General features: G+C 42.2%; 20 protein-coding genes and 1 pseudogene. 12 read left to right on the forward strand and 9 right to left on the reverse strand.

What is annotated here, in order from left to right; translation table 11 throughout:
• Positions 1–136 precede the first annotated feature (136 nt).
• The 5 genes from P8629_RS03985 to P8629_RS04005 all read right to left on the reverse strand — a co-directional run bounded on the left by P8629_RS03985 (position 137) and on the right by P8629_RS04005 (position 6,592).
• Positions 137–1,363 carry an aspartate kinase gene (locus P8629_RS03985; protein WP_278164675.1) on the reverse strand — a complete coding sequence of 409 codons (1,227 nt, stop codon included), beginning with the start codon at positions 1,361–1,363 and terminating at the stop codon, positions 137–139.
• Positions 1,364–1,594: 231 nt separating this feature from the next.
• The gene (alaS, locus tag P8629_RS03990) at positions 1,595–4,189 is read right to left on the reverse strand and encodes an alanine--tRNA ligase (protein WP_278164677.1); all 2,595 of its coding nucleotides are present in this window, start codon (positions 4,187–4,189) and stop codon (positions 1,595–1,597) included.
• A 119-nt stretch (positions 4,190–4,308) separates the two neighbouring features.
• Positions 4,309–4,785 carry a regulatory protein RecX gene (locus tag P8629_RS03995; RefSeq protein ID WP_278164678.1) on the reverse strand — a complete coding sequence of 159 codons (477 nt, stop codon included), beginning with the start codon at positions 4,783–4,785 and terminating at the stop codon, positions 4,309–4,311.
• A gap of 37 nt (positions 4,786–4,822) precedes the next feature.
• Complete coding sequence (recA, locus tag P8629_RS04000; protein WP_278164680.1) at positions 4,823–5,863, reverse strand: recombinase RecA; 1,041 nt, start codon at positions 5,861–5,863, stop codon at positions 4,823–4,825.
• Positions 5,864–6,091: 228 nt separating this feature from the next.
• Positions 6,092–6,592 (reverse strand): CinA family protein, encoded by a 501-nt coding sequence (locus tag P8629_RS04005; protein ID WP_278164682.1) that lies wholly within the window; start codon positions 6,590–6,592, stop codon positions 6,092–6,094.
• Positions 6,593–6,785: 193 nt separating this feature from the next.
• On the opposite strand from P8629_RS04005, the gene mutS reads away from it, so the two are divergent.
• From mutS to P8629_RS04030, 5 genes are all read left to right on the forward strand, one after another.
• Positions 6,786–9,395, forward strand: coding sequence for a DNA mismatch repair protein MutS (gene mutS / locus P8629_RS04010; protein ID WP_278164684.1), 2,610 nt, complete (start codon positions 6,786–6,788; stop codon positions 9,393–9,395).
• Between the two features lie 27 nt (positions 9,396–9,422).
• Positions 9,423–10,286, forward strand: a complete 864-nt coding sequence (gene trxA / locus P8629_RS04015) for a thioredoxin (RefSeq protein ID WP_278164685.1) — start codon at positions 9,423–9,425, stop codon at positions 10,284–10,286.
• A gap of 7 nt (positions 10,287–10,293) precedes the next feature.
• Complete coding sequence (locus tag P8629_RS04020) at positions 10,294–11,145, forward strand: DUF5718 family protein (protein WP_278164688.1); 852 nt, start codon at positions 10,294–10,296, stop codon at positions 11,143–11,145.
• 274 nt (positions 11,146–11,419) lie between these two features.
• A complete protein-coding gene (gene gshB / locus P8629_RS04025) occupies positions 11,420–12,472 on the forward strand; it encodes a glutathione synthase (protein WP_278164689.1) in 1,053 nt (350 codons plus the stop codon).
• A 66-nt stretch (positions 12,473–12,538) separates the two neighbouring features.
• A complete protein-coding gene (locus P8629_RS04030) occupies positions 12,539–12,817 on the forward strand; it encodes a peptidylprolyl isomerase (protein ID WP_278164691.1) in 279 nt (92 codons plus the stop codon).
• 16 nt (positions 12,818–12,833) lie between these two features.
• Here P8629_RS04030 and P8629_RS04035 read toward each other — a convergent pair whose 3' ends face one another.
• Both P8629_RS04035 and P8629_RS04040 read right to left on the reverse strand, forming a co-directional pair.
• Positions 12,834–13,214, reverse strand: a complete 381-nt coding sequence (locus P8629_RS04035) for a diacylglycerol kinase (protein ID WP_278164693.1) — start codon at positions 13,212–13,214, stop codon at positions 12,834–12,836.
• 33 nt (positions 13,215–13,247) lie between these two features.
• Positions 13,248–14,084 (reverse strand): UDP-2,3-diacylglucosamine diphosphatase, encoded by an 837-nt coding sequence (locus tag P8629_RS04040; protein WP_278164695.1) that lies wholly within the window; start codon positions 14,082–14,084, stop codon positions 13,248–13,250.
• A 203-nt stretch (positions 14,085–14,287) separates the two neighbouring features.
• On the opposite strand from P8629_RS04040, the gene P8629_RS04045 reads away from it, so the two are divergent.
• The 5 genes from P8629_RS04045 to P8629_RS04065 all read left to right on the forward strand — a co-directional run bounded on the left by P8629_RS04045 (position 14,288) and on the right by P8629_RS04065 (position 18,605).
• Entirely contained in the window at positions 14,288–15,358 is a 1,071-nt protein-coding gene (locus P8629_RS04045; protein WP_278164696.1) for a glycosyltransferase family 4 protein, read from the forward strand.
• Positions 15,359–15,423: 65 nt separating this feature from the next.
• A complete protein-coding gene (locus tag P8629_RS04050; protein WP_278164697.1) occupies positions 15,424–15,747 on the forward strand; it encodes a hypothetical protein in 324 nt (107 codons plus the stop codon).
• Positions 15,748–15,884: 137 nt separating this feature from the next.
• Positions 15,885–17,033, forward strand: coding sequence for a glycosyltransferase family 4 protein (locus P8629_RS04055; protein ID WP_278164699.1), 1,149 nt, complete (start codon positions 15,885–15,887; stop codon positions 17,031–17,033).
• Positions 17,030–17,935, forward strand: a complete 906-nt coding sequence (locus tag P8629_RS04060) for a DMT family transporter (RefSeq protein WP_278164701.1) — start codon at positions 17,030–17,032, stop codon at positions 17,933–17,935. The genes P8629_RS04055 and P8629_RS04060 overlap by 4 nt, the downstream gene beginning before the upstream one ends.
• A 91-nt stretch (positions 17,936–18,026) precedes the next feature.
• Positions 18,027–18,605, forward strand: a complete 579-nt coding sequence (locus P8629_RS04065; protein WP_278164703.1) for a DUF4136 domain-containing protein — start codon at positions 18,027–18,029, stop codon at positions 18,603–18,605.
• A 98-nt stretch (positions 18,606–18,703) separates the two neighbouring features.
• On the opposite strand, the gene P8629_RS04070 is transcribed toward P8629_RS04065, so the two are convergent.
• Positions 18,704–20,290: an ABC-F family ATPase gene (locus tag P8629_RS04070; RefSeq protein WP_278164705.1), complete on the reverse strand. Its 1,587-nt coding sequence runs from the start codon at positions 20,288–20,290 to the stop codon at positions 18,704–18,706.
• A gap of 223 nt (positions 20,291–20,513) precedes the next feature.
• Between P8629_RS04070 and P8629_RS04075 the strand changes: the two genes are divergently transcribed.
• Together P8629_RS04075 and P8629_RS04080 are read left to right on the forward strand one after the other, a co-directional pair.
• Positions 20,514–21,518, forward strand: coding sequence for a 2-hydroxyacid dehydrogenase (locus P8629_RS04075; RefSeq protein ID WP_278164707.1), 1,005 nt, complete (start codon positions 20,514–20,516; stop codon positions 21,516–21,518).
• Between the two features lie 76 nt (positions 21,519–21,594).
• Positions 21,595–23,538, forward strand: a pseudogene (locus P8629_RS04080) (S8 family peptidase).
• Between the two features lie 73 nt (positions 23,539–23,611).
• Here P8629_RS04080 and htpG read toward each other — a convergent pair.
• Entirely contained in the window at positions 23,612–25,504 is a 1,893-nt protein-coding gene (gene htpG, locus P8629_RS04085; RefSeq protein WP_278164709.1) for a molecular chaperone HtpG, read from the reverse strand.
• Positions 25,505–25,665 lie beyond the last annotated feature (161 nt).

Genomic DNA, 25,665 nt, shown 5'->3' on the forward strand with positions numbered 1-25,665 from the left:
AGAAAGTGTTTAGGATACAAAACACCAAATGAGGTGTTTTGGAATAAGAACGTTGCACTTACGAGTTGAATGTATGACATAAAAAAACCCAGCCATGCTGGGTTTTAGTTTTAATAAAAGAAAAGTAATTTTTCTTTTATTTATCTAACTCAAACGCTGTGTGTAACGATTGAACTGCCTCTTCCAAAAAGGACTCTTCAATCACCACTGAAATTTTAATTTCTGTGGTTCCAATCATCTGAATATTAATATTATGATCCGCCAGTGTTTTAAACATGGTGCTTGCGATACCGGAATGTGATTTCATGCCTACGCCGACCATTGAGATTTTAACAATCGTATCGTCGCAAATGACTTCTCTTGCACCTAATGATTCGGCTGTTTTTTCCAACACTTTCTGGGCTGCATGTAAGTCTCCACGAGCAACCGTAAAAGTAAAATCAGTGGTTCCATCAACACTTTGGTTCTGGATAATCATATCAATTTCAATATTCGCATCTGAAATTGGTCCTAGAATTTGATAAGCCACACCTGGCTTATCAGGCACACCTAAAATCATGAGCTTCGCTTCATCACGACTGAATGCAATCCCTGAAATCAATGGTTTTTCCATGTCTAAATCCTCAAAATCTTCTTCTGAGATGAGAAGCGTCCCACCCCCTTCTTTCATTGATGAAAGCACTCGTAAAGGCACTTTATATTTACTGGCAAACTCAACAGAACGAATTTGCAGCACCTTGGCTCCTAAGCTGGCGAGTTCAAGCATTTCATCAAATGTCACTACGTCTAATCGTTTGGCTTCTGGCACCACACGTGGATCGGTTGTATAAACACCATCCACATCAGTATAAATCTGGCACTCATCTGCTTTTAACGCTGCTGCTAGGGCGACAGCGGTCGTATCCGATCCACCACGCCCCAGTGTTGTGATATCCCCTTCTGGCGTTACACCTTGAAACCCAGCGACTACCACAACTTTTCCTTGATCAAGTTGATTTCGAATTTTATCGGAATCAATTTCTTCAATACGTGCTTTAGAGTGAATATCATTGGTTTTGATTGGAACCTGCCACCCGGTATAAGAGATGGCGTCATAGCCTTTTTGTTGCAATGCCATACTTAACAATGCAATCGTTACTTGCTCACCCGTCGTTAACAACACATCAATCTCACGACGTGAAGGCTGCTCCTGAACTTCTTTTGCAAGCGCTGTTAAACGATTCGTTTCACCACTCATTGCAGACAGTGTGACAACAACCTGATGTCCTTTATCAATAAACTTTGCGACTTTATCGGCGACATTTTGGATGCGCTCTACGTTACCAACCGAGGTACCGCCATATTTTTGAACAATTAATGCCATTTATAATGATGCCTTCTTAACGAAACCATTTTAAAACCCGATTTAAAAAACCCATAAAAAGAATGGCTTTAGCTAAAAAACCGCGTAACAGCTAATCTGTTGCGCGGTTTTTTTCAATAAAGCAAAACAACTCATGCTTTTTTATTTGTATCTGGTTTGTGTATTAAACCAAAGACCTCAACCTCGAAAAATTAAATCTTGTGGCTTCTTTTTAAAAAGCCTTTCTGACAATTAAGCGACGGTTGCGACCCACTCTTTTACTGAAGCCAAGGCTTCTTTTAATTTACTCGGATCTTTCCCACCGGCTTGTGCCATATCAGGACGTCCGCCCCCCTTACCGCCGACTTGTTGTGCAACATGGTTCACCAACTCGCCTGCTTTCACTTTCGCGGTAATGGATTTACTAACCCCAGCAACCAAAGACACCTTGTCGCCTTCTACAGCGGCAAGCACAATGGCAGCAGGCTCAAGCTTATCTCTTAACTTATCAAGAGTTTCACGCAATGTATTAACATCCGCGCCTTCCAGTTGGGCAGCCAAAACATTCACCCCATTCACTTCCGTCACGGAGCTAGCTAAGTCATCCCCTTGAGAGGAGGCCAATTTAGATTGCAATTGCTTTAATTGCTTCTCAAGCTCTCTTTGCTCGGCCACTAACTGTGTGACTTTTGATTCGACTTGTTGTTTATCTGTTTTAAGGCTGGCGGCAATATTTAATACACTTTGCTCCATGTCATAAATAGTTTGCCAAGCCGCTTCCCCTGTGACTGCTTCAATACGTCTCACACCAGAAGCGATCCCGCTTTCGGAAGTTATACGAAAAGGTCCGATTTCACCGGTCCAGTTAACGTGTGTGCCACCGCATAGCTCAATAGAGAAATCCCCCATATCAACCACACGAACCACATCACCATACTTTTCACCAAATAGTGCCATCGCCCCTTTAGCTTTAGCGGCTTCAATATCCATCTCTTCCATCACCACATGAGCATTCAACATGATATTGTGGTTGACCAACTGTTCAATTTCCAGCAATTGTTCAGCCGTTATAGGTTCAAAATGCGAGAAATCGAAGCGCAATCTTTCAGGCTGCACCAAAGAGCCTTTTTGTCCCACATGCGTTCCTAAAACCGTTCTTAGAGCGGCATGAAGCAAATGCGTTGCAGAGTGATTACGTTCTGAAGCACGACGGGCTTTCACATCAATATGCGCTAGAATATTTTTTCCAACTGAAATTGATCCTGCAGTCACTTTACCGATATGCAGGAATGCAGCACCTTGTTTTTGACAGTTATCGACATGAAAACTGTTCATGCCTTCAGTCAGGCTTCCCTGGTCGCCTACCTGACCACCTGATTCAGCATAAAACGGCGTTTGATTCAAAATTACAATCGCTTCTTGACCTTCGGAAGCTTTACTCACTGAAGCGTTATCAACAAAAATGGCTGCAATTTCCGCTTCGGCTTCATCCTGCTCATACCCAATAAAGTGAGTACTTCCTGTGTAATCCACTTTATTTTTGCTCTGAGCACCAAAATTGCTGGCAGAACGCGCTCTGGCTCTTTGCGCTTCCATTTCTTTCTCAAAGCCAGCTTCGTCAACGCTCAAATTACGCTCACGAGCCACATCCGCCGTTAAATCTAACGGGAAACCATAGGTGTCATACAATTTGAATGCCGTTGTACCACTGATTACAGATCCGGTTAATTGTGCAATATCTTCTTCCAGAATCTTCATGCCGTTTTCAAGTGTTTCTGCAAAGCGCTCTTCTTCTAACTTCAAAGCACGCTCAACGTTTGCTTGCTCACTAACTAATTCAGGATAAGCTTCCCCCATCTGCTCTACAAGCACTGGAACTAATTTATGAAAGAAGACATTGGTTTGCCCTAACTTGTAGCCGTGACGAATGGCACGACGAATAATACGGCGTAACACATAACCACGACCTTCATTTGAAGGCAAAACACCATCCACAATCATAAACGCACAAGAACGGATATGGTCGGCGATGACGCGCAAAGAACTATTACTCAGCTCTTTTTCTCTAGTCAAGGCGGAGGCTTTTTTAACAATGGCTTGGAATAAATCAATGTCGTAGTTGTTATGCTTGTTTTGCATCACGGCTGCCAAACGCTCTAAGCCCATCCCTGTATCAACAGAAGGTTTTGGAAGCGGTGTTAAGGTGCCATCTTCTGAACGGTCAAATTGCATGAAGACCAAGTTCCAGATTTCGATGTAACGATCGCCATCTTCATCAGGAGATCCCGGAGGCCCTCCTGCGACATCAGCACCATGATCGTAAAAAATTTCAGAGCAAGGACCACAAGGTCCAGTATCACCCATTGACCAGAAATTGTCTTTCGCACCACAGCGAGAAAAACGCTCTGCACTCACACCCATTTCTTTCAGCCAGATATCTTCGGCTTCTTGATCTTCTTCAAAGACTGTAATCCAAAGTTTGTCTTCAGGCAGGCCAAGTTCTTCGGTTAAAAACTTCCAAGCATATTGAATGGCTTCACGCTTGAAGTAATCGCCAAAACTGAAATTTCCTACCATTTCAAAGAAGGTATGGTGGCGGGCGGTATACCCGACATTTTCCAAGTCATTGTGTTTTCCACCCGCACGGATACAACGCTGCACACTGGTTGCACGCTGATAATCCCGGGTCTCTTGACCTAGAAAGGTTTCTTTAAACTGAACCATTCCTGCGTTGGTAAACAGTAACGTTGGGTCATTTCCTGGCACGACTGGGCTTGAATGCACAGCAGTATGGCCTTGCTTAACAAAAAAGTCTAAAAATGCTTTTCTGAGTTCTGCACTGGTCATATTAAGTTTCCTAAGGGTCTAAATCTAAAATTTTGTCGTGCTCTAGTGAGCTTAAAGATTGCGCCAACGTGTTTTTTAATTTTGTTTTTCTACGTTCAGAGTGCAATCTTATTATGTATTTAATTAAATGCTTTCCATATCTGCGATTGGCTAAAACCACGAGATTGAAGAAACCGCATTCGTTTGGCTTGTTCTTTTCGCTCTAATGAACCAGAAGACTTGCCATATTTTTTTTGTAATACTTCTTTTGCCAAGTCCGCCCAGTCGGAATCTTCCATCGCTAGGTGGACTTCAACCAAGTCTTCACGAGAGGTTCGCAGTCGTAAAGTCTGCCGAATTTTATAAGGCCCTTGGCCTTTTTCCATGGCTTGTCGAACATAGGCTTCAATATAACGCTCATCCGACAACCAATTATTCTCAACACATTTATCGAGCACAAAATCGACCAGGCCTGGGTAATTTTCAACCTCAGCGAACTTTTGAAACAATTTATTCGCCAGCTCTTTGCGACCATGTTCACGCATCGATAACAGGTATACCGCTCGGCTTTCCAGCTGTTTCGCCAGCTCCTGTCGTTCGTCTTGCTCGCTTTCCATTCCGCCTCTCTTTACGGGAGAAGACTAGCGTCTAACTTTATTCCGTTCCTGTTTCGTCTACTGCTTCAGATTCTTTAGACGCTTTTGGTTTTGGCATCAAACGCTCTTTAATTTGGACCTGAAGGGTTTCATAAATATCAGGGTTATCTTTTAAGAACTGGCGCACGTTGTCTTTACCTTGACCAATTTTTTGACCTTGATAGCTATACCAAGCACCAGCTTTTTCAATTAACTTCTCTTTCACGCCCAAGTCAATTACTTCGCCTTCACGAGAAATCCCTTGTCCATATAAAATATCAAACTCAACTTGTTTAAATGGTGGTGAAACCTTGTTCTTAACGACCTTGACACGTGTTTCATTCCCCAGAATTTCATCACCCTTTTTAATGGCACCAATACGACGAATATCTAAACGGACAGAAGAGTAGAATTTTAACGCATTCCCACCTGTTGTCGTCTCAGGGTTACCAAACATTACCCCAATTTTCATACGAATCTGGTTAATGAAAATCACCAAGGTATTGGTGCGTTTGATATTGGCTGTCAACTTACGCAACGCTTGCGACATTAAACGCGCTTGCAAGCCCATATGAGAATCTCCCATATCGCCTTCAATTTCCGCTTTCGGCGTTAAAGCGGCTACCGAATCCACGACGACAATATCAACCGCACCGGAGCGAACCAAAGAATCCGTAATTTCCAATGCTTGCTCACCCGTGTCAGGTTGAGAGACCAATAAGTTATCGACATCTACCCCTAACTTTTCTGCGTAAATCGGATCCAATGCATGCTCGGCATCAACAAAAGCTGCGGTTCCACCCATTTTTTGCATTTCAGCAATCGCATGCAAGGTTAACGTCGTTTTACCGGAAGATTCTGGTCCGTAAATTTCAACCACACGACCACGCGGTAACCCGCCAATCCCTAATGCGACATCCAACCCTAAAGAACCAGTTGAAACAGAATCAATATCACGGATGGCACCATTGTCACCCATTCGCATGATGGAACCTTTACCAAACTGTTTTTCAATTTGACCTAAAGCCGCGTCAAGCGCTTTTCTTTTATTCTCATCCATTACTATTCACCGTTCCTGTTACATTTAGGGCGATACTTAATTTCGTTAAGTATCGTGACCTTGCTGAAAAACCACATTAAAAAACCTTTGTTTTGTTTTTTTCAAAAACCTTAATTTTTGATCAAAAACAAACACAAAGGCTCAAAATTTATTGGGCACTGATTATCCCATAATTAGGACTATTTAACATCTTTTTTATATCGATATTCACAAGCACTATCTTAGCATTCAGACATCTTCTAAAATTGACAAAACACCTTTCAAAGCTTCTACCGTACATGCCTCACGAACTGCATTACGATCGCCGTCAAAATGATAAAGCTTGGAAACCACTTCATCATGACCTTGCATTGCCCATGAAATCCACACCGTTCCTACCGGTTTATCGGGGGTTCCGCCGCCTGGGCCGGCAATTCCACTACAGGCGACACTGACCGTGGCGTGAGATTCCTGAAGGGCACCAATCACCATTTCTTCCACACACTCTTGACTGACTGCACCTTTGTGCTGGATCGTATTTTCATGCACACCAAGCATTTCCCGTTTGGACTCATAACTATAACTAATATAAGCACGGTCAAACCAAGCTGTGCTACCCGCTACGCTGGTCAACGCTTCTGCAATCAACCCCCCCGTACAAGATTCCGCCGTTACAATCAGTTTATTATGTTGTTTTAACGCATTCCCGACCTCTGCAACCAAGGATTCGAGACTAGAACGGCTTAACATGGAGAAGGCTCCTTATTGATAGAATTTACTTTATCGATTAGCATACCTTTTTTTGCACATTTTTTACAGAGGTTAAAAATCATAATCTCGTATAAAAGAAGTGTTTTTCCGCTAAAATAGGTCGCTAAAATAACTGCATTACGACCCAAAACGGGCCAACCTTAAACCGAAACTTTTATCAACAAAGAGCAATATGGCTAACACAACCAAGCACACCCCTATGATGCAGCAATATCTTGCTGTTAAAGCAGATTATCCAAACCAATTATTGTTTTATCGCATGGGTGACTTCTATGAGCTCTTTCATGACGATGCTGTCAAAGCATCTGAATTATTGGAAATAACGCTTACGGCTCGAGGAAAATCAGGGGGCAACCCTATTCCGATGGCCGGCATTCCCCATCACTCTGCCGAAGGCTATTTAGCCAAATTAGTGAAGCTGGGTCAATCGGTTGCAATTTGTGAACAAATTGGCGACCCAGCAACCTCAAAAGGCCCAGTTGAACGTAAAGTGGTGCGAGTCATCACGCCGGGAACTTTGATAGAAGACGCTTTATTGGAAGACAAGTCTGAAAATTTGCTCGCCGCAATTTGCCAACAAGAAGACGAGTACGGGCTGGCCACTTTGGATGTTGCCAGCGGACGTTTTGAAGCCACCCTGCTTCCTGATGCCGCTCAGTTAAGTGCGGAGATAGAAAGACTCAAGCCAGCTGAAATCATCTTACCGGATGATCCATTATTCAAACAGAATCTTCCTGAAAGTATCCAAAATTGCCCTGGCCTGGTCGATTATCCAAGCTGGCACTTCGAGAAGGACAGTTGTCGCAAACGCTTGGTTGACCATTTCGGCACGCAAGACTTAGTGGCCTTCGGGTGTGACCAACTCCCTGCAGTCATCAGTGCTGCTGGCGTTATTTTGCATTATGCCCAAGCCATGCTGCAAAATACACTTGCTCATGTGTTCAGTCTGCAAACCTACCAAACTGATGATGCGCTGGCATTAGATGCTATGAGTCGTCGCAATCTGGAGCTGGATACCAACCTCACCGGCGGTAAAAACCACACTTTATTTGCGATATTGGATAATGCAACAACTGCCATGGGCAGCCGACTGATGAATCGCTGGCTCAATCAACCTTTACGAAATCGTAATATCCTCAATGACCGCCTAGACGCGATTGAAGACATTATCAATCAGCATACCAGTGAAGAGTTTCGCGGTGCATTAAAACCCATTGGCGACTTGGAACGTATTTTAAGCCGTGTCTCTTTATATTCCGCACGCCCTCGAGATATTCTGCATTTAGGTCGCTCGTTAAACCAATTACCCGATCTACAAGCGTTACTGAAACAACAAACAGCCGAAAAATGGCGACATTTATCAAAACAATTAGGGCTTTACCCCGAACTGGCCAGCCAGCTGGATACGGCGTTGGTTGAATCGCCACCAATGTTGATGCGAGATGGCGGTGTGTTTGCCGAAGGGTATGACAGCGAACTGGATGAATTACGCAACCTTAAAAATCAAGCGGGTGACTATCTACTGGCATTGGAAGCGCGTGAAAAAGACCGTACGGGCATCACCACTTTAAAGGTGGGTTATAACCGCGTGCACGGCTATTACATTGAAGTCAGTAAACTCCAATCCGATAAAGTGCCGGCAGATTATGTCCGTCGCCAAACCTTAAAAGCACAAGAACGCTATATCACACCAGAACTGAAAGAATTTGAAGACAAGGTTCTTAGCGCCAACGAGAAAGCACTGGCACGTGAAAAGTGGTTGTATCAACAACTTTTGGAACGTTTAAACCAAGATTTACAAGCATTACAACGCACTGCAAAAGCTTTAGCCGAAACCGATGTACTGGCCTCTTTAGCCCGCCAGGCGGTGAATCTTAACTTAACCCGTCCGACCTTAAGTCCTGAGCCGGGAATTGACATCAAGCAAGGTCGACATTTAACCGTCGAAGCGTTATCGAACCAACCATTTATCCCGAACGATACCTGTTTTGATGAACAGCGTCGGTTACAGATTATCACCGGACCCAACATGGGCGGTAAATCCACCTTTATGCGTCAAACCGCTTTGATTGCGATCATGGCGTACATGGGAAGTTTTGTGCCTGCTGAGTCGGCGACGCTTGGGCCAATTGATCGCATTTTCACTCGCATCGGTGCTTCGGACGACCTGACGTCCGGACGCTCCACCTTTATGGTTGAAATGACGGAAACTGCGAACATTCTGCACCATGCTTCACCGGAGTCCTTAATTCTGATGGACGAAGTCGGACGCGGTACCTCAACCTTTGACGGGCTTGCACTCGCTTGGGCCATTGCCGAACAAATGGCGCAAAGCATTCAAGGATATTGCCTGTTTGCCACGCACTATTTCGAACTGACCACATTAGTGGAACAGTTCAGCAATACAGTTAACATTCACCTCAGTGCAATTGAACACCAGGATAAAATTGTGTTCATGCACCAAGTGGAAGAAGGTCCGGCCTCTCAAAGCTATGGCTTACAAGTGGCAGCCCTAGCCGGTGTCCCTACCGCTGTAATTGATAAAGCCAAAAAACACTTGCATCGTTTAGAAAACCAAACCGCTGTTCAGCAATCATCCGACACAGTTACGTCAACGGAATCCGTACAGCAGTTTGATTTATTCGCCCAACCAGCTTTGCCTGAAGCATTAGAGACGTTATTAACAGACCTTAAAGCATTATCGGTTGACGATTTGACCCCGAGGCAAGCTCTTGAAAAATTGTATGAAGTCACCCATACAGTTAAAAAGGCATCCGAATAACAGAATAAGAACCAAAGGATAAACGAAATGGAAGCAATGATTATCGATGTCACTCAAGACAATTTTGACGAGATGGTACTGAACAACTCTATGCACGTTCCAGTGCTGGTTGATTTCTGGGCACCTTGGTGTGGCCCTTGTAAACAAGTGATGCCCATATTGGAAAAACTGGCACATGATCTTGCTGGGCGCTTTATTCTGGCAAAAGTAAATACTGAAGAACAACAAGAGCTCGCAGCAAAATACCAAATTCGAAGCATTCCCAGCTTTAAAATTTTTCATCAAGGTCAAGAAGTACAAGAACTACAAGGCGCACAACCCGCTTCTGCTTTCAGAGACGCTTTGGAACCTTATTTAAAGTCGGATCTTTCTGAAGACTTAAGACAACAAGCACAGCAAGCGTTTAGTGCCGGAGAATATGATCACGCGATTAAATTACTCGGCGAAGCTTCTCAAGCAAACCCGAATAACTACCGTATCCATTTAGATTTGGCGAAAATGTACTTTCAAAGCGGTCATTTAGACAAGGCAGAAACCTTAATGGAAAAGCTGCCGGATGAAGCGAAGCACTCCAAGGAAGGAAAGTCTTTACAAGCTTTATTTAAGTTTACGCAAATAGTCGCGAATGCAGATGACATCGAGACCGTGCAAAAAACCTTACAAAACGATCCCAATAATGCAGAAGCGCTCTACCATCTAGCGGGATACCTGATGCTACACAACCATCCCGAAAAAGCGATGAGCTGTCTGCTCAAACTCTTTTCTGTAGCGCCAGACTATCAAGATGGTGTGGCGAAAAAAACCCTCATCGAAATTTTTGAGATGCTACAAGATGACCACCCTGAATTGGTTAAAGCCTATCGTCGACAATTACAGAACTTACTTTTTTAGGAGACCCATGACCCTTACGCAACAACAACTTCAATCCCTTCCCGTTTTTGGCATTGCCGGTAATTTTGCCGAGCATTTAGGTCAGGCAGGAGAAGATGCTGACTTTGTCAATATTCAGACAGAAGAAGAAAATGCGCCCAAAGGCATGTTTCCAATTTATATCCCAGGCAACTCTACCTATTTAGGTACTTATCCGCTTTCAAACCAAAGCATTCAAGCAGATTTTTCGCGTCCCATTAATTTGCAAATGGAACCGGAAATTTGTGTGTTATTCGATGTCTCCTACTATGAGCAACAAGTGACTCAGGTTAAAGCAAAAGCTTTCTCTGCTTTTAATGACTGTTCCATTCGTCGCCCGAATGCCAAAAAAATCAGTCAGAAAAAAAACTGGGGCACAGCATCTACAGGGCTTTCCAACCAGTGGATTGAAATCGATCGTTTTGAAAAAGGCGGTATTTTAGATAACTACCATATTACTTCTTATCTTAAACGGGACAATGAGATCAAGCAATATGGAGTCGATAGCCCAGTACTCGGCTACAACTATTTTTATCAAAAGCTGTCTAGATGGATTGTCAGTACCTTAAACAATCAGTCCGACTTCGGCCCACTGGAAAACCTGACCGATTTATTAAAACAAGCCAACTACCCCGAACAAATCATTGTGACTTTAGGCGCCACCCGTTATACCGAATTTGGTGAAACCGGCTTTTTAAAAGTCGATGATAAAATCGGGATCTTTATTTATGACCAAACACATCACACTTCATCAGAGATTCCAGAGTTATTCCAACACCCTGAAAAAATACAGCAAGACTTTTCCGGCTCCGCACTCATTCAATCAGTTTCTGAAGCCTAAAACCTTTCATAACTCTTTGTTTCCAAAAACAATTACATAAAAACGATCCAACCGGGTCGTTTTGCATTTTTTTTCTAAAAATTTAGGTTTACATTTTTCTTAAAAGCCGTCAGAATTCGCAGGTATAGGAACAAAAAAACTTGTCAGAAATTCATTGGCTACACCAGCTTTTAATCCATCGTCACGTGACTGTTGCTAAGCAAAAAAAGCGAATCATTTCCAATCAAGTCGGTTTTTTTCGACTTCAGACTCAACCTAATGTAAGGACATTTTTATGAATATTGGTTTCATTTTTGAAGAATGGGAAACAATTACTCCGGCCAAAAATTCAACATTGCGTATTATCAAAGAATGTTTGGAACGTGGCCATAAGGTTTCGATTCTTTATCCCAGCAACCTAACGGTTCGTAATAATGTCACACATGGGTATGTAAAACGTATATTGCCGATGGAAAAAATCCCGGATAACATTTTACAATTTTACAAAAAAGTGAAATTCGAACAAAAAATGATGCCGCTACATGGGTTAGATTGCATTATGTTCCGTCGTGATCCACCGATTGACCCGATGGTTTTCAACTTTTTGGATTCGGTAAAAAATGAAGTCGTTATCATCAATGATGTGGATGGGATGCGTAAAGCAAACAACAAGCTGTATACCACCACATTCAATGATCCGAATAACAACTTTTTACCGATTACGCATGTTTCCAAGAGCAAAGAATACATTCGCCAACGTATTGATGATATGCCTGGTAATAACGTCATTCTCAAGCCGCTAAACGCATCTGGCGGGCACGGCGTGATCGTGTTGGAAAAGAATGCCCAGACGAGTATCAACTCCATTCTGGATTTTTATATCGACAGCCAAAACAAAAGTTACGTCATTGTTCAAGAGTACATTGAGGGTGCAGAGGATGGTGATGTGCGTGTATTGATGCTGAACGGGAAGTTTATCGGGGCATATAACCGTAAACCGCCTGAAGGTGATGTGCGAGCTAATATCCAGATTGGCGGCACGGCTCACAAATACACAATGACCGATTCCCAAATGGCGATTTGTCGCAAAATAGGTCCCAAGTTGGCGGCTGATGGGTTGTATTTTGTGGGTGTCGATATGATTGGCGATAAAATTCTAGAAGTGAATGTGTTAAACCCGGGCGGGATTACTAATGTCAACGCCTTAAACAAGCTCAAACTCCATAAAAATGTTGTCGATTTTATGGAAGAAAAGGTCAATGAAAAAGAAGAAAAACACGCTGAACTAGAGTTCCTGTTAAAACGTATCAGTGAATTTAGACACGCTGAAACTTACGGCGAGGAATAACGGTGATTTTACCCAGGCCTGGTTGTTTTTAAGTGGTATGGGTTTTAAGCTGACTCAAAAAATCAAATGACAAAAGCAAAAGCACGACACATTCTTGTTGAAACTGAAGCCGAATGTTTAGCTCTTAAAGATAAAATCAACAACTTTGAAGAGTTTGATCAACTTGCCAGAGAGCACTCCATGTGCCCTTCCGGTCGAGTTGGTGGCGATTTAGGGATTTTCGGCCCAGGAAAGATGGTTCCTGAATTTGATGATGTCGTGTTTAATGCCGAGATTGGGAAAATACAAGGACCGGTTCTCACCCAATTCGGTTATCACTTAATTTGGATTACAGCTCGAAAATAATCCTGGCTCATTTACATTAAAACAAACTACAGTGAAAGTGAGAAAGAATTAAAGTTCCCCACACTAATAAGCAGAGTCCCATCATGACAAACACAGCGGCGGATCCCATGTCCTTTGCCAGTCCAGACAACTCATGCCATTCCTGACCATGTCGATCCACCACCATTTCAATCGCGGTATTCAACAACTCAACCACCAGTAACAAAATGACCGAACCAATGAGCAAAATAAACTCGACGGCTTCATTAGACAACCACATTGCGACAGGTGTCAGAACCAACAGTAATAATAATTCTTGCCGAAATGCGGCTTCATTTTTATAGCAAGCTTTAATGCCTTGCCATGAATATCCTGCTGCTTTGAAAATACGGACCAGCCCTCTATGACCTGGTTTCATTCAAAACTCCTTACTGCTTTTTTCGATACAGCATTAATTATTTTGGTGTCCAATTTCAACCCATTTTAACAACTTCATATCCCCGTCCTGAGTTTCAACAATCGCGGTACAAGATTCCACCCAGTCTCCACAGTTCAGATATTCAACACCCTCAATATCTCGAATTTCAGGATGGTGGATATGGCCACAAATGACTCCCTTAAATCCGCGTTTTTGACAATCATGCACCACTGCCTCCTCATAAGCTGTAATAAAAGAAACGGCAGATTTAACTTTCTGTTTAATAAACGCCGATAAAGACCAGTATCCCAATCCAAACTTTTGACGGAGACGGTTAAAGTGACGATTCACAACCACTAAACTTTCATACCCCCAGTCGCCAATCACCGCAAGCCATTTTTGAGTTTGAATGACACTGTCATACTTGTCTCCATGAATCACCAGTATCTTTTCACCCGTAACGGTTTTATGCACCGCCTCGTCCGTTAACAAAATATTTCCAAAATCTACGCCCGAATAACGGCGCAAAAAATCATCATGATTGCCCGTCACAAACACCACATCCGTTCCTCGCTTTGCTTTGGTCAAAATACGTCTAATGACATTCGTATGCGCCTGCGGCCAATAAATGCGCTTTTTCAAACGCCAACCATCGATGATATCTCCAACCAAATATAGCTTCTCACATTGATTGTATTTCAAAAATTCTGATAAGAAATCGGCTTTGGCTCCGCGAGAACCTAAATGGACATCGGAAATGAAAATGCTCCGGTAATGTGCAGTTTGATGATTATTTTCTGCAACGATTAAGTCATCGGCTTCTATGTTTTCCATCCAGTCTGGCATGATCGACAAAGGCGTATCTTTCATAAATGATCCATCTACTTTTGATAATTCTGGGCAAGTTTAGCGAGGCAGACTTCTTAAAAAATGACGCTTTAGTGACAATTAAATGACTGAAATTAAACTAATTTTCATATTTCATTCATCTTAGATTCAAATAACCGGTTTACGGTATAAGAAAAACAATCGCAATACAAATACGATAATTTAACGCCTTTAAAAGTGGTTCTATGACGAATAAACTAGATCAAACTCTCCCGCTCAGCCATACTTTAGATGCAAAAGGCATTCAACGACTGACATTGGTTTCGGATGCATGGATACCCCAAATGAATGGTGTGGTGACAACCCTAACACAACTTGTTAAAAAACTTGAGATGAGCGGGATTGAAGTCGATGTGATCCATCCGAACGATTACCAAAGAATGCCCTTACCGACTTACCCAGAAATTCCCTTTGTATGGCGAGCATCCGGATTGGAACAGCGAATATTGAATTTCAGACCCCAAGCAATACACATAGCTACGGAAGGAGCTTTAGGCTGGAAGGCAAGACGTATTGCTTTAAAACACCATTTGCCTTTTACGACAGCGTATCACACCAAATATCCCGAATATATTCATGAACGTTTTCCCATCCCTACACGCTGGATATACCATCTTTTAAAATGGTTTCACCGACCGGCATATAACACTTTTGTGCCGGCGCCCTCAATTCTGTCGGAGTTAACAGACAAGGGGTTTCCCCACCTAGTCTTAATGACACGTGGAGTCGATACAACTCTTTTCAGCCCCTATAAAGCTCAAACAGACCCCCAACAACGTGCCCCTCGTTATTTATACGTCGGGCGCGTGGCGCCGGAAAAGAACATAACCGCCTTCTTAGACCTCAACCTTCCCGGGCAAAAAATCGTGGTTGGAAAGGGCCCTGACCTAGACAACCTTAAAACAGCTTACCCTGATGTAGCGTTTGTCGGTGCGAAACAAGGCTCGGAATTGGCAGAATTTTATGCCAACGCCGATGTATTGGTGTTTCCCTCATTAACCGATACATTTGGGGTCGTCAATATCGAAGCCATCGCATCAGGAACCCCCGTGGCGGCTTTTCCAGTAACAGGGCCGAAAGACATCATTACCCAAGGAGTAAATGGTTTCTTAGATCAGAATTTGAAAACGGCTGTCGAAAAAGCTCTCTTACTGGACAATCGACGGGACATCGCTGATTCAATTCCAGAATACACCTGGCAAGGTGCTGCACAACAATTTCTGGACCATCTCGCCGTAATACCAGAAGAGGCTTAAATTTATTACAAAACAAGAAGACATTTCTTTAGAATAAAGCCTTATTCAGTATCAAAGAGATGGCTATGCCGAAAAATAAAGCCTTACTATTATTAGTCGCCGCCTGGGTCGTTGGATTTATCGGTGCTTTAATGGGAGTTTTAATAGAACCCACCTGGTTTAGTCGCTTTGGTAGCTTGGTTGTTTTATTAGCTGTCATGAGTGAATACACCCTACTCCATGGAGAACTGGGACGGCTGTATGCCAAATTAGATCAAATCTCTGCGGAAGATGACATTCCAGATTTAAGCCCTTCAAAATGGCATCGTAAAAAATTTCAAATGACCCATGTCACCGTCATCTTAGGCACCTTCATCTGGGGGTTTGGCGACTTGGTTATCCCTTTTTAACGCTAATACCTATTAGAAAACCAGATCCAGGCCTGGTGATTTTTCTGTCAAAAAGCTTTCAATAAGCTGTCATATTGCTTTTTCAAAACCTTCTAAAATAATTCCTTTCAGGTTGATTTTGACAAGGAAGCAAAATAATGAAGGTGTGTTTATTTACCGATACGCTAGGGGATTTGAATGGCGTTTCCCGTTTTATTCAAGATATGGGAGAGCAGTCCTACCAAAACCAAGAAACAGACTTTGAACTGCAAATTGCAACCGCCACTTCAAAGCCGATTCCAGACACGCCTTACATTCATAATTTACCTTATCACTTCAAAATCCTCATGCCTTTCTACCAAGAACTTGATTTAGTACTCCCCAATCGCAAAGCCATTCGGCAATTTTTAACTGCACAACAGCCCGACCATGTTCATATTTCAACGCCAGGCCCTTTTGGCTGGGCGGCAAAAAAAGAAGCCGAGAAATTAAAGGTTCCTTTATTTGGAACCTATCACACCGATTTTCCAGCCTACTTACACGACTTAACCCGATCTTCCTGGGCCAAAAAACAAACCGATAAAACCATGACCAGATTTTATCAACACTTTGAGCACATCTTTTCTCGGTCAAATATCTATGTAGACATCTTACAGAAAGATCTTAAACTACCTTCAAAGCGTTTATCCACCCTTTTTCCGGGAACCAATCTGCAAAGATTCCATCCAGATTACCGTTCCCCTTCGGTCTGGAAAAAGTTTAACTTAACGGATGAACGGTTAAAAATACTCTATGTTGGGCGCATCAATATCGAAAAAAACATCCCCTTTCTGTTGGAAGTTTGGCGAACGCTATACCAAACCCACCCTGATTTAAAAGCGGACTTAATTCTGGTGGGTGAAGGACGTTACCGAAAATGGGCCGACAAAATGCGTCCCTTTCATATTCACTTTATCGGACCGGTTCAAGGAGAAACACTGTCAGCGCTATACGCCTCCTCCGACTGTTTTATTTTCCCATCTACCACAGATACTTTGGGCCAAGTCATTATGGAAGCACAAGCAAGTGGGTTGGGATGTTTGGTTTCAGATAAAGGTGGACCTCAGAGCCTTCTTCAAAAAGATAGTGGCAAAATTATCGAAGCGAATAATACCCAGGCCTGGGTTGATGCTCTGCTAGAAGTAGTCACTCAAGAGGAAATACGTCATATTTGGGCAAACAACAGTCGACCGAATGCAGAGCAATATGATATTGTTAAGTCTTTTCAGCAGTTCCGAGATCAACACCTAAGCAAAGTACAGACATGACCGACTCCCAAGCCACACAGACGCAAAATAAAACCCAACTCAAAGGGGAAACTTACACCCTTCTACTATCCATTATTGAAGCCCATTTCCCGATTTTTGCTTTTTTTACCGTGGCCGCCTTAGGCGCATTGCATGCTTATTTTTACAGCTTGGTGGTCGCTGCTGTTTTTCTGGTTTTTTGGTTCGTCATACGCGGCAGATTCGTCGAGCTAAAGCGTACAGCAGCTTATAAAAACTTAGCACTCACCAGTTTATTTATCACCAGCTTATTCAGTCTGATATTTTTAGCACTGCAAACCACCTCGCCCAGCCATGTCGCTATTATTCTTTTCTTGCAGGTACTGTTCAGCTATTTGTTTCTAGGTCGAAAACCCGGTGAAGTGTTAGATAAAAATCACTTAATTGGTGTGGTCTTAATGACATTTGGGGCGATTATTATTCTATTCCCTAATAAATTTACCTTGAACTTGGGGGACGGTTTAGCGTTATTAGCGGCGATTATCGCGCCGTTTGCCAATTTATATCAAAAGCGTGCACGCTCGTTCGTCTCCAGCGAAACCATTCTCATGGTGCGAACGTTAATCGCACTGCCTTTTATTTATTTACTGGCGTTTTATTTCGAATCGACTCCAAGCTGGCAAATGATTCAAACGCAGTGGCTATGGATTCTTTTAACAGGGGGGTTGGTTTTCTTTATTTCCAAAATGCTTTGGGTTGAAGCGCTACACCTTCTACCCATTACCAAAGTGAATGCGCTTTATGCTTTTTCGCCGTTGTTAACGATTTTACTCGCTTATTGGTATTTAGACGACGTTCCAACATGGGCACAAATATTAGGCGGGGTTCCTATCGTCCTTGGCAGTTATTTTATTACCCAGAAACAACTTCCAATTAAACGATAAATTACAAAGTCAGGGTATTTTAAAACGCATCCTCTTTGCTTAACCCTGCAGTTGGTTTAGAATGAAAATAACCAAAAAAGGATTCTTTCGTATGAAAAAACAAATTATAAACGTTGTATGGATATTATCTATTTTGACTCTATTGAGTGGCTGTTCTGGCATTCAAGTGAGCCAAGACTATGATGATAAAGCTAATTTTGGTAGCATAAAAACGTTGCAATGGGTACCTAACGATAAACAAATAGACCCTAAAGCATCCGATTTTGCTGAGAAAAATCCATTAATTGCCAAACGTGTTGAAAATGCGATTACCAATGAAATGCAAGCAAAAGACTATAAGTTTGTCACTCAAAATCCTGATGCGTTTATTACTTATCATATTGGCACCAAATCTAAAATCCGTTCTCAACCTGTTAGCACCTCTATTGGCTTTGGTACCTTTGGTGGAGGAAGTTTTGGTGGAATCGGCTTCCAGACATCCCCAGATGTGGAACAATACGAAGAAGGTAGATTGGTGGTCGACATTTTAGACACCAACCAAAAGCTGCTTTGGAGAGGAACCAGCACCACTTATCTGGAAGATCACTTGAGTTCAGAGGAAACCACTGAGTTGGTCAACAAAGTGGTTAAAAAATTGTTGGCACAATATCCACCAGGCGCTCAAAAATAAAAGCTAAAGCACATTTATTTTATGCAAAACAAAAAAGCCGCAATCATGATGCCATGATTGCGGCTTTTTTATAGTCACTAAAACAGTTTCAGAGTGCTTTATGCCGTTTCTTCTAAGTAAGCTTCATAATTGCCTTGATAGATATCAACGCCGTCTGGCGACATCAACAATAAACGCGTTGCCAAAGAGGATACAAACTCACGGTCATGAGAGACAAAAATCACCGTGCCTTCAAACTCTTCCAACGCCTGGTTCAAAGACTCAATCGATTCCATATCCAAATGGTTGGTGGGTTCATCCATAATCAGTACATTCGGTTTTTGTAGCATTAGCTTACCAAACAGCATGCGACCTTGCTCGCCCCCGGAAAGGACTTTAACCGACTTATCGATTTCTTTTTGAGAGAACAGCATCTTTCCCAATACCGCGCGAACGGATTGTTCGTCATCTTTCTCAGCTTTCCATTGTGACATCCAATCGAGCAGTGTTAAATCCTCTTCAAAGTCATGCGCATGATCCTGAGCATAATAGCCAATCTGGGTATTCTCAGACCATTTCACTTTACCTGAATCGATGTCCGTATCCCCCACCAAAGTTTTCAAAAAGGTGGTTTTACCAACTCCATTAGGCCCTAAAACAGCCAGTTTCTCACCCGCTTCAAGCATCATATTCATATCCTTAAAGATGCTTAGTTCATCATATGACTTGGTTAAATGCTCAACTTCTAACGCCAAACGGAATAGCTTTTTGTCTTGTTCAAAGCGAATAAACGGATTAACTCGACTAGAAGGTTTAACTTCTTCCAGTTCAATTTTATCCAATTGCTTTTGGCGTGACGTTGCTTGTTTTGCTTTCGATGCATTCGCAGAGAAACGACTCACAAAGCTTTTAAGGTCATTGATTTGAGCTTGTTTCTTTGCATTATCTGAAAGCAAACGTTCGCGTGCTTGAGTGGATGCAAACATGTATTCATCATAATTACCTGGATAAATATGCAACTCACCATAATCTAAATCAGCCATATGAGTACAAACTGAGTTTAAAAAGTGACGGTCATGCGAGATAATAATCATGGTGCTCTTACGTTCATTCAACACCCCTTCTAACCAACGGATAGTGTTAATATCCAAGTTGTTAGTCGGTTCATCCAGCAACAAAATATCCGGGTTGGCAAACAGCGCTTGCGCTAACAAAACACGAAGCTTCCAACCGGGCGCGATTTCGGACATCAGCCCAAAATGCTGTTCTACTGGAATCTCTAGCCCCAACAGTAACTCACCTGCGCGTGACTCAGCGGTATACCCATCCATTTCACCGAACGCCACTTCCAGCTCAGCGACCTTAATACCATCTTCTTCTGACATTTCCGGCAAACTGTAAATACGATCACGCTCTTTTTTGACTTCCCAAAGCTGCGTATCACCCATAATGACCGTATCCACTACTGAATACGCTTCATAAGCGAACTGATCTTGTTTCAATTTCCCCAAAACATCCGTTGGGTCCAACATAACCTGACCGGCTGATGGCGTCAGGTCGCCCCCCAAGATTTTCATAAAGGTTGATTTCCCACAACCGTTCGCACCAATCAGACCATAACGGTTACCGTTACCAAACTTAATATTGATATTTTCGAAAAGCGGCTTTTCGCCAAATTGCATGGTAATATTTGCAGTTGAAATCAAAACAAAATCCTTAAAGATATAAAGTGCTGTGCCAATAGAAAAGACAGCGAGATAAAATTGAGCGCTATTGTGGCATAAATTCGGGTAAAAAACGACCAGGCCTGGCTGTTTTTTGAGATTAAAAACAAGATGATAGCGTCTTTGCTCTCCAAATGATGTCTTAAAAGGATATCGAGTGCTATCAAACCGCTCAACCGGCGCATCAATGACAAAGGAAAGTAGTATGAAAATAGCCTTCTTTAGCGCAACCAAAACCGATAAAAAGTTTTTTGATTATCACAGTGAATCTCACCCTATTGAATTTGTCTTTTTAGAAGCACATTTATCTGACAGAACGGTTCCACTTGCACAAGGGTTTGAAGCCATTTGTGTTTTTGTAAATGACGATCTATCAGAAGCGGTTATTCAACAACTAGAATCATACGGTGTCAAACTTATTGCATTAAGATGCGCAGGCTTTAACAATGTGGATATTGAAGCCGCTCGACAGCATGGTCTTACGATTTTACGCGTCCCTGCTTACTCTCCAATGGCGGTGGCTGAACATGCTTTGGCGTTAATGATGAGCTTGAATCGAAAAACCTATCGTGCTTATAACCGCATCAGAGACGGTAACTTTGCGCTTGAAGGATTGCTGGGATTTGATATGTTTCAAAAAACGGCTGGCATTATGGGAACAGGCCGTATTGGCTTAGAAATGATCCGAATATTAACCGGTCTAGGATTGAACGTATTGGTTTATGACCCTTTCCCAAACCAACAAGCGATTGAATATGGCGCGGAATACGTCTCTTTGGAGACTTTATATCAACAAAGCGACATTATCTCTTTGCATATGCCGTTATTGCCAGAAACACACCATATCATTGATGCAGAAGCCATTGCTCAAATGAAAAATGGCGTCATGCTCATTAATACCAGCCGTGGCGCTTTGATGGATGCGGATGCTTTAATTACCGGACTTAAATCGGAAAAAATCGCGTACTTGGGCATTGATGTTTATGAACAGGAGGAAAACTTGTTCTTTGAGGATCACTCGGAAGAAATCATCCAAGATGATGCGTTTGAACGCTTAGTCTCCTTTCCAAATGTGTTAATTACCGGCCACCAAGCATTTTTTACTCAAGAAGCTTTAACCAATATTACCCAAACTACTATTGAAAATATTCTGGATTATCAGCAACATAAAATAAAACACGAGCGCTGCGTGTTATGCGACGATAAATAAAGCTTAATGTGTAAGTGTCTCACAAACAGATACAATAACTACATTATGATTTGTTCGCCTTAAAGGATTCTCTTTTATGAACACCAATAAAAAGAGAGCTTGGACTATTCTTCTTGTCTGCCTCAGTAGTCTGAGTTTATTATCGGCTTGTAGCAGCGGAGGCTCTTCCGGTACGGTTCCGACATCACCAGCTTATTATCCAGTTGCTGCTGATAACAAAGAACTCATTAAATCAGCGATCTGGTCGGATAATGGCTATGATGGCTCCGGCGTAACAGTGGCAGTGTTAGACACCGGTATTGAAGATCCTAGCAAGGTTGATTTTGATGTCACTCTACTTGAAAACCAACGTTATGACGACCAGTTGAATAAAACGTCAGCGACTTATACTTATGACTCAGGCGGAGACAATCACGGACAACACATATCTGAAATCATCGGCTCTCAATCTGTTGGGCTTGCACCAGGGGCTACGATGATCCATGGTGTGATTTCAAAAGACGGCTATACCGACACAGGCGACCAGGTCATGGCAACCAACTGAGCCATAGACCATAATGCTCGAATCGTCAATCTCTCTTTTTCACAGTCCCCGATTCTCTTCCCAAAGGCCTATAGTAGCGATTCATTCGGAAATACATTAAAAACCGTTATCGATAAAATCGATGCCACCAATACGGTGATTGTTCATGCTGCAGGCAATCAAGGAATCGATTTTGATGCACCCATTAATGAAACCAACTATGCGGATATCGTTGTGTTACAACCGGACAACATCCTATTTGTCGGCGCCGTCAACCTTGATGCAACCCTGGCCTCTTATTCCAACACACCAGGCAATAGCGTCGAATATCAAAGCCGTTTTTTGGTGGCACCAGGAGACAGCACAATTGTCGGAGGTATTTCCATCGGAACATCTGGCGCAACCGCGAATGTTTCAGGTGCTTTGGCGTTAATGAAACAACGCTGGTCAACCACGGGGGTTAATGACCTAGCGCAAATACTACTGGATACCGCCAATAAAAATATTCCCTATTATTCTCCAGCCACTCACGGACAAGGCATGGTGGATTTAGAGGCGGCCTATTCTCCTGTTGGCATTGCCAGTTTTGACATCAAAAATGCAACTCTCCCACTTGAGGCTGCGTCCATAACCTTACCTGCTGGGTATTCCACTTTACAATTTGATGCTGCTTTTGTTGATCAATATCACCGAGATTTTGAAGCCACTTTTGCGACGCAAACATCACCGCCTGAAACCTATTTTTCTCAAAAACTTATTGAAGCCGTCATGCCTGCTCCAGTGAGTATTATGAATTTAAAAAACGGTATACAGCTCGGCTTTAGACAACAAACCACACACTATAATGTTGATAGTCCTGTCTTAGGATTTAATGGTTTCGGTTATAACCTGTTTTCGCAAAATAGAACACTTGAAACCATTCTGCTAACAACAGAAGATTATCAAATTGGGTTTAGTACCAACGCAATGAACCAATACAACAGTCAGAAGATAAATTCTTCTTTAGAGGATGCCACCGGGTTTATCACGTCATTTCAATATAAAAATATGGGGGTAAAATATTTTGCTTCCACCGAGCACCACACAAATGCTTTTTATGGTGCTAATAACCGCATCGCTAATGGAATAAGAGCTACGATTGAATCCGGCCTTATTAAAACCGGTATTGAATATTCCGTTGAAAAATATCAAGGCGACGCATTATTCGAAACCATGACAGTAAATCAAAAGGCAGCTTTTTTAAAACTTGATTTTTTGAAATCTCAACACGTACAGGCAGGGATGATTGGAAGATATACCATATCCGACCTGAATATCGATATGACCCTTCCACGATCGGTAGGGGACGGCAGATTATACTATCAGAGTGAAACGCTTAATGAATCACAAGATAATTTTGCAAAAGGGATTTACCTTAATGTGAATAAACTCAAGATCAGCGCCTATTCTGACAAATTCGACCAAAATATAGGGCTTCAGTTTCATACTGAATTCTAAAAAAAAGCCTCAACAAGTTGAGGCTTTTACTATTTTTCACTCTACTTAGTGAAATACAATAAGACGAGCTGTCTTAAATCACTTCACTTAATAACACATTCATTCGTTTAATAAAGTCAGCTGGTTTTTCTAATTGATCCCCTTCTGCCAATTGCGCTTGCTCCAGCAAGAATAAAGACCACTCCTTAATTTTTGACTCGTCCTCCAAGCTATCTAGCTTTTTCACTAAAGCATGCTCAGGGTTCAGCTCTAATACAGGATTCTGTTTTGGCATCGCCTGCCCCATTTGCTCCATCATACGAGCCATATGAGCTGAAATATCGCCTTCCGCAGAGACCACACAAGCTGGAGAGTCCGTTAAACGAAGGGTGATTTTCACATCTGATACTTGATCTTCAATCGCCTTTTTCACTTTTTCAGTTAAAGCTTCACGCGCTTTTTTGTCTTCTTCAGATAGATCTTTTTCTGCTTCTTCATCAAACTCTTTTAAATCTGCCGACGTAACCGATTTAAGTTGCTTCCCTTCAAATTCCGTCAGGTGAGAGACCAACCACTCATCAATACGATCGGTCAGTAACAAGACTTCAATCCCTTTCTTACGGAACATTTCAAGATGCGGACTTCCAGTTGCCGCTGCATAGGTATCGGCGGTAATATAGTAAATCGCTTCTTGATCCTCTCCCATGCGATCAATATAGTTTTGTAAAGACACACGCTGAGTCGGTCCTGAAGAGTCATGCGTAGAAGAAAAACGAAGTAAATTTGCGATTTTATCTTTATTCGCAAAGTCTTCGATAACCCCTTCTTTCATGACGTTACCAAACTGATCCCAGAAAGTTTCGTAGTCCGATTGATCTTCAGCTTTCGCAAGCTTAGCTAACTGATCCAATACACGTTTAACCGACGCAGAACGAATCTTATCCACAACACGGTTACTTTGTAAAATCTCACGTGAAACGTTCAACGGTAAATCATTTGAATCAATGACACCGCGGACAAAACGTAAATAGGTCGGCATTAAATGCTCAGCATCATCCATAATAAAGACACGCTTAACATAAAGCTTTAAACCATAACGGCGATCTCTATCGTACAAATCAAACGGCGCTTTCTTAGGAAGATAAAGTAGGGAAGTATATTCCAGAGTCCCTTCTACTTTATTATGCATATGTGCCAGAGGGTTCTCATAGTCATGAGAAATCGTTTGATAGAAATTATTGTAATCTTCATCCGACAATTCTGATTTAGGCTGTGTCCAAATCGCTGTGGCTTTGTTCACTTGCTCTAGCGTTTTTTCTTCAGTTTCTTTGCCTTCTTCATCCAGCTTAACTTGCCACATTTTAATGGGGAAATTGATATGGTCAGAATACGTGGTGACGATGTTTTTTAATCTGAAATCATCTAAGAACTCATCCATGTCTTCTTTCAAATGAAGTGTAATTTCAGTCCCTTTTACTTCTTTTTCGACGGTCTCAAGCGTATATTCGCCTTCCCCTGTCGACTCCCAACGCGTTCCTTCAGACTTTTCATCTCCTGCTTTACGAGTGGTCAAAGTCACTTTATCCGCAACAATGAAAGACGCATAGAAACCAACTCCGAACTGCCCAATCAAGTGACTGTCTTTCGCTTGATCGCCCGTCATATTTTCAAGGAATTTTTTCGTTCCGGAGTTAGCGATTGTCCCTATGTTTTCAATCACCTCATCACGCGTCATCCCGATCCCATTATCAATAATCGATACGGTTCTAGCTTCTTTATCAAACCCGACTTCAATCGCTAGGTCAGATTCCCCTTCAGATAAAGCATCATTCGAAACCGATTCAAAACGTAGTTTATCCAGTGCGTCAGAAGCATTTGAAACCAGCTCTCTTAAAAAAATTTCTTTATTACTGTATAGGGCATGAATCATCAGTTTTAACAACTGGTTCACTTCAGTTTGAAATGCATGAGTTTCCGTATGGCTCATTGAATATTTCTCCTTAACTTAACGTTTAAGCATAAAATCACGAATGGGTAAAACGGTTATTAAACATAACCATTGAAAAAGTTAACTTCTAAATGGGGACAGGCCTGGCTATTTTCAAGTAAAAACCATAATTTTTTTCTTTAATCCACCTCAAACAAAAA

This window comes from Hydrogenovibrio sp. 3SP14C1, assembly GCF_029625905.1.
Lineage (GTDB): Bacteria > Pseudomonadota > Gammaproteobacteria > Thiomicrospirales > Thiomicrospiraceae > Hydrogenovibrio.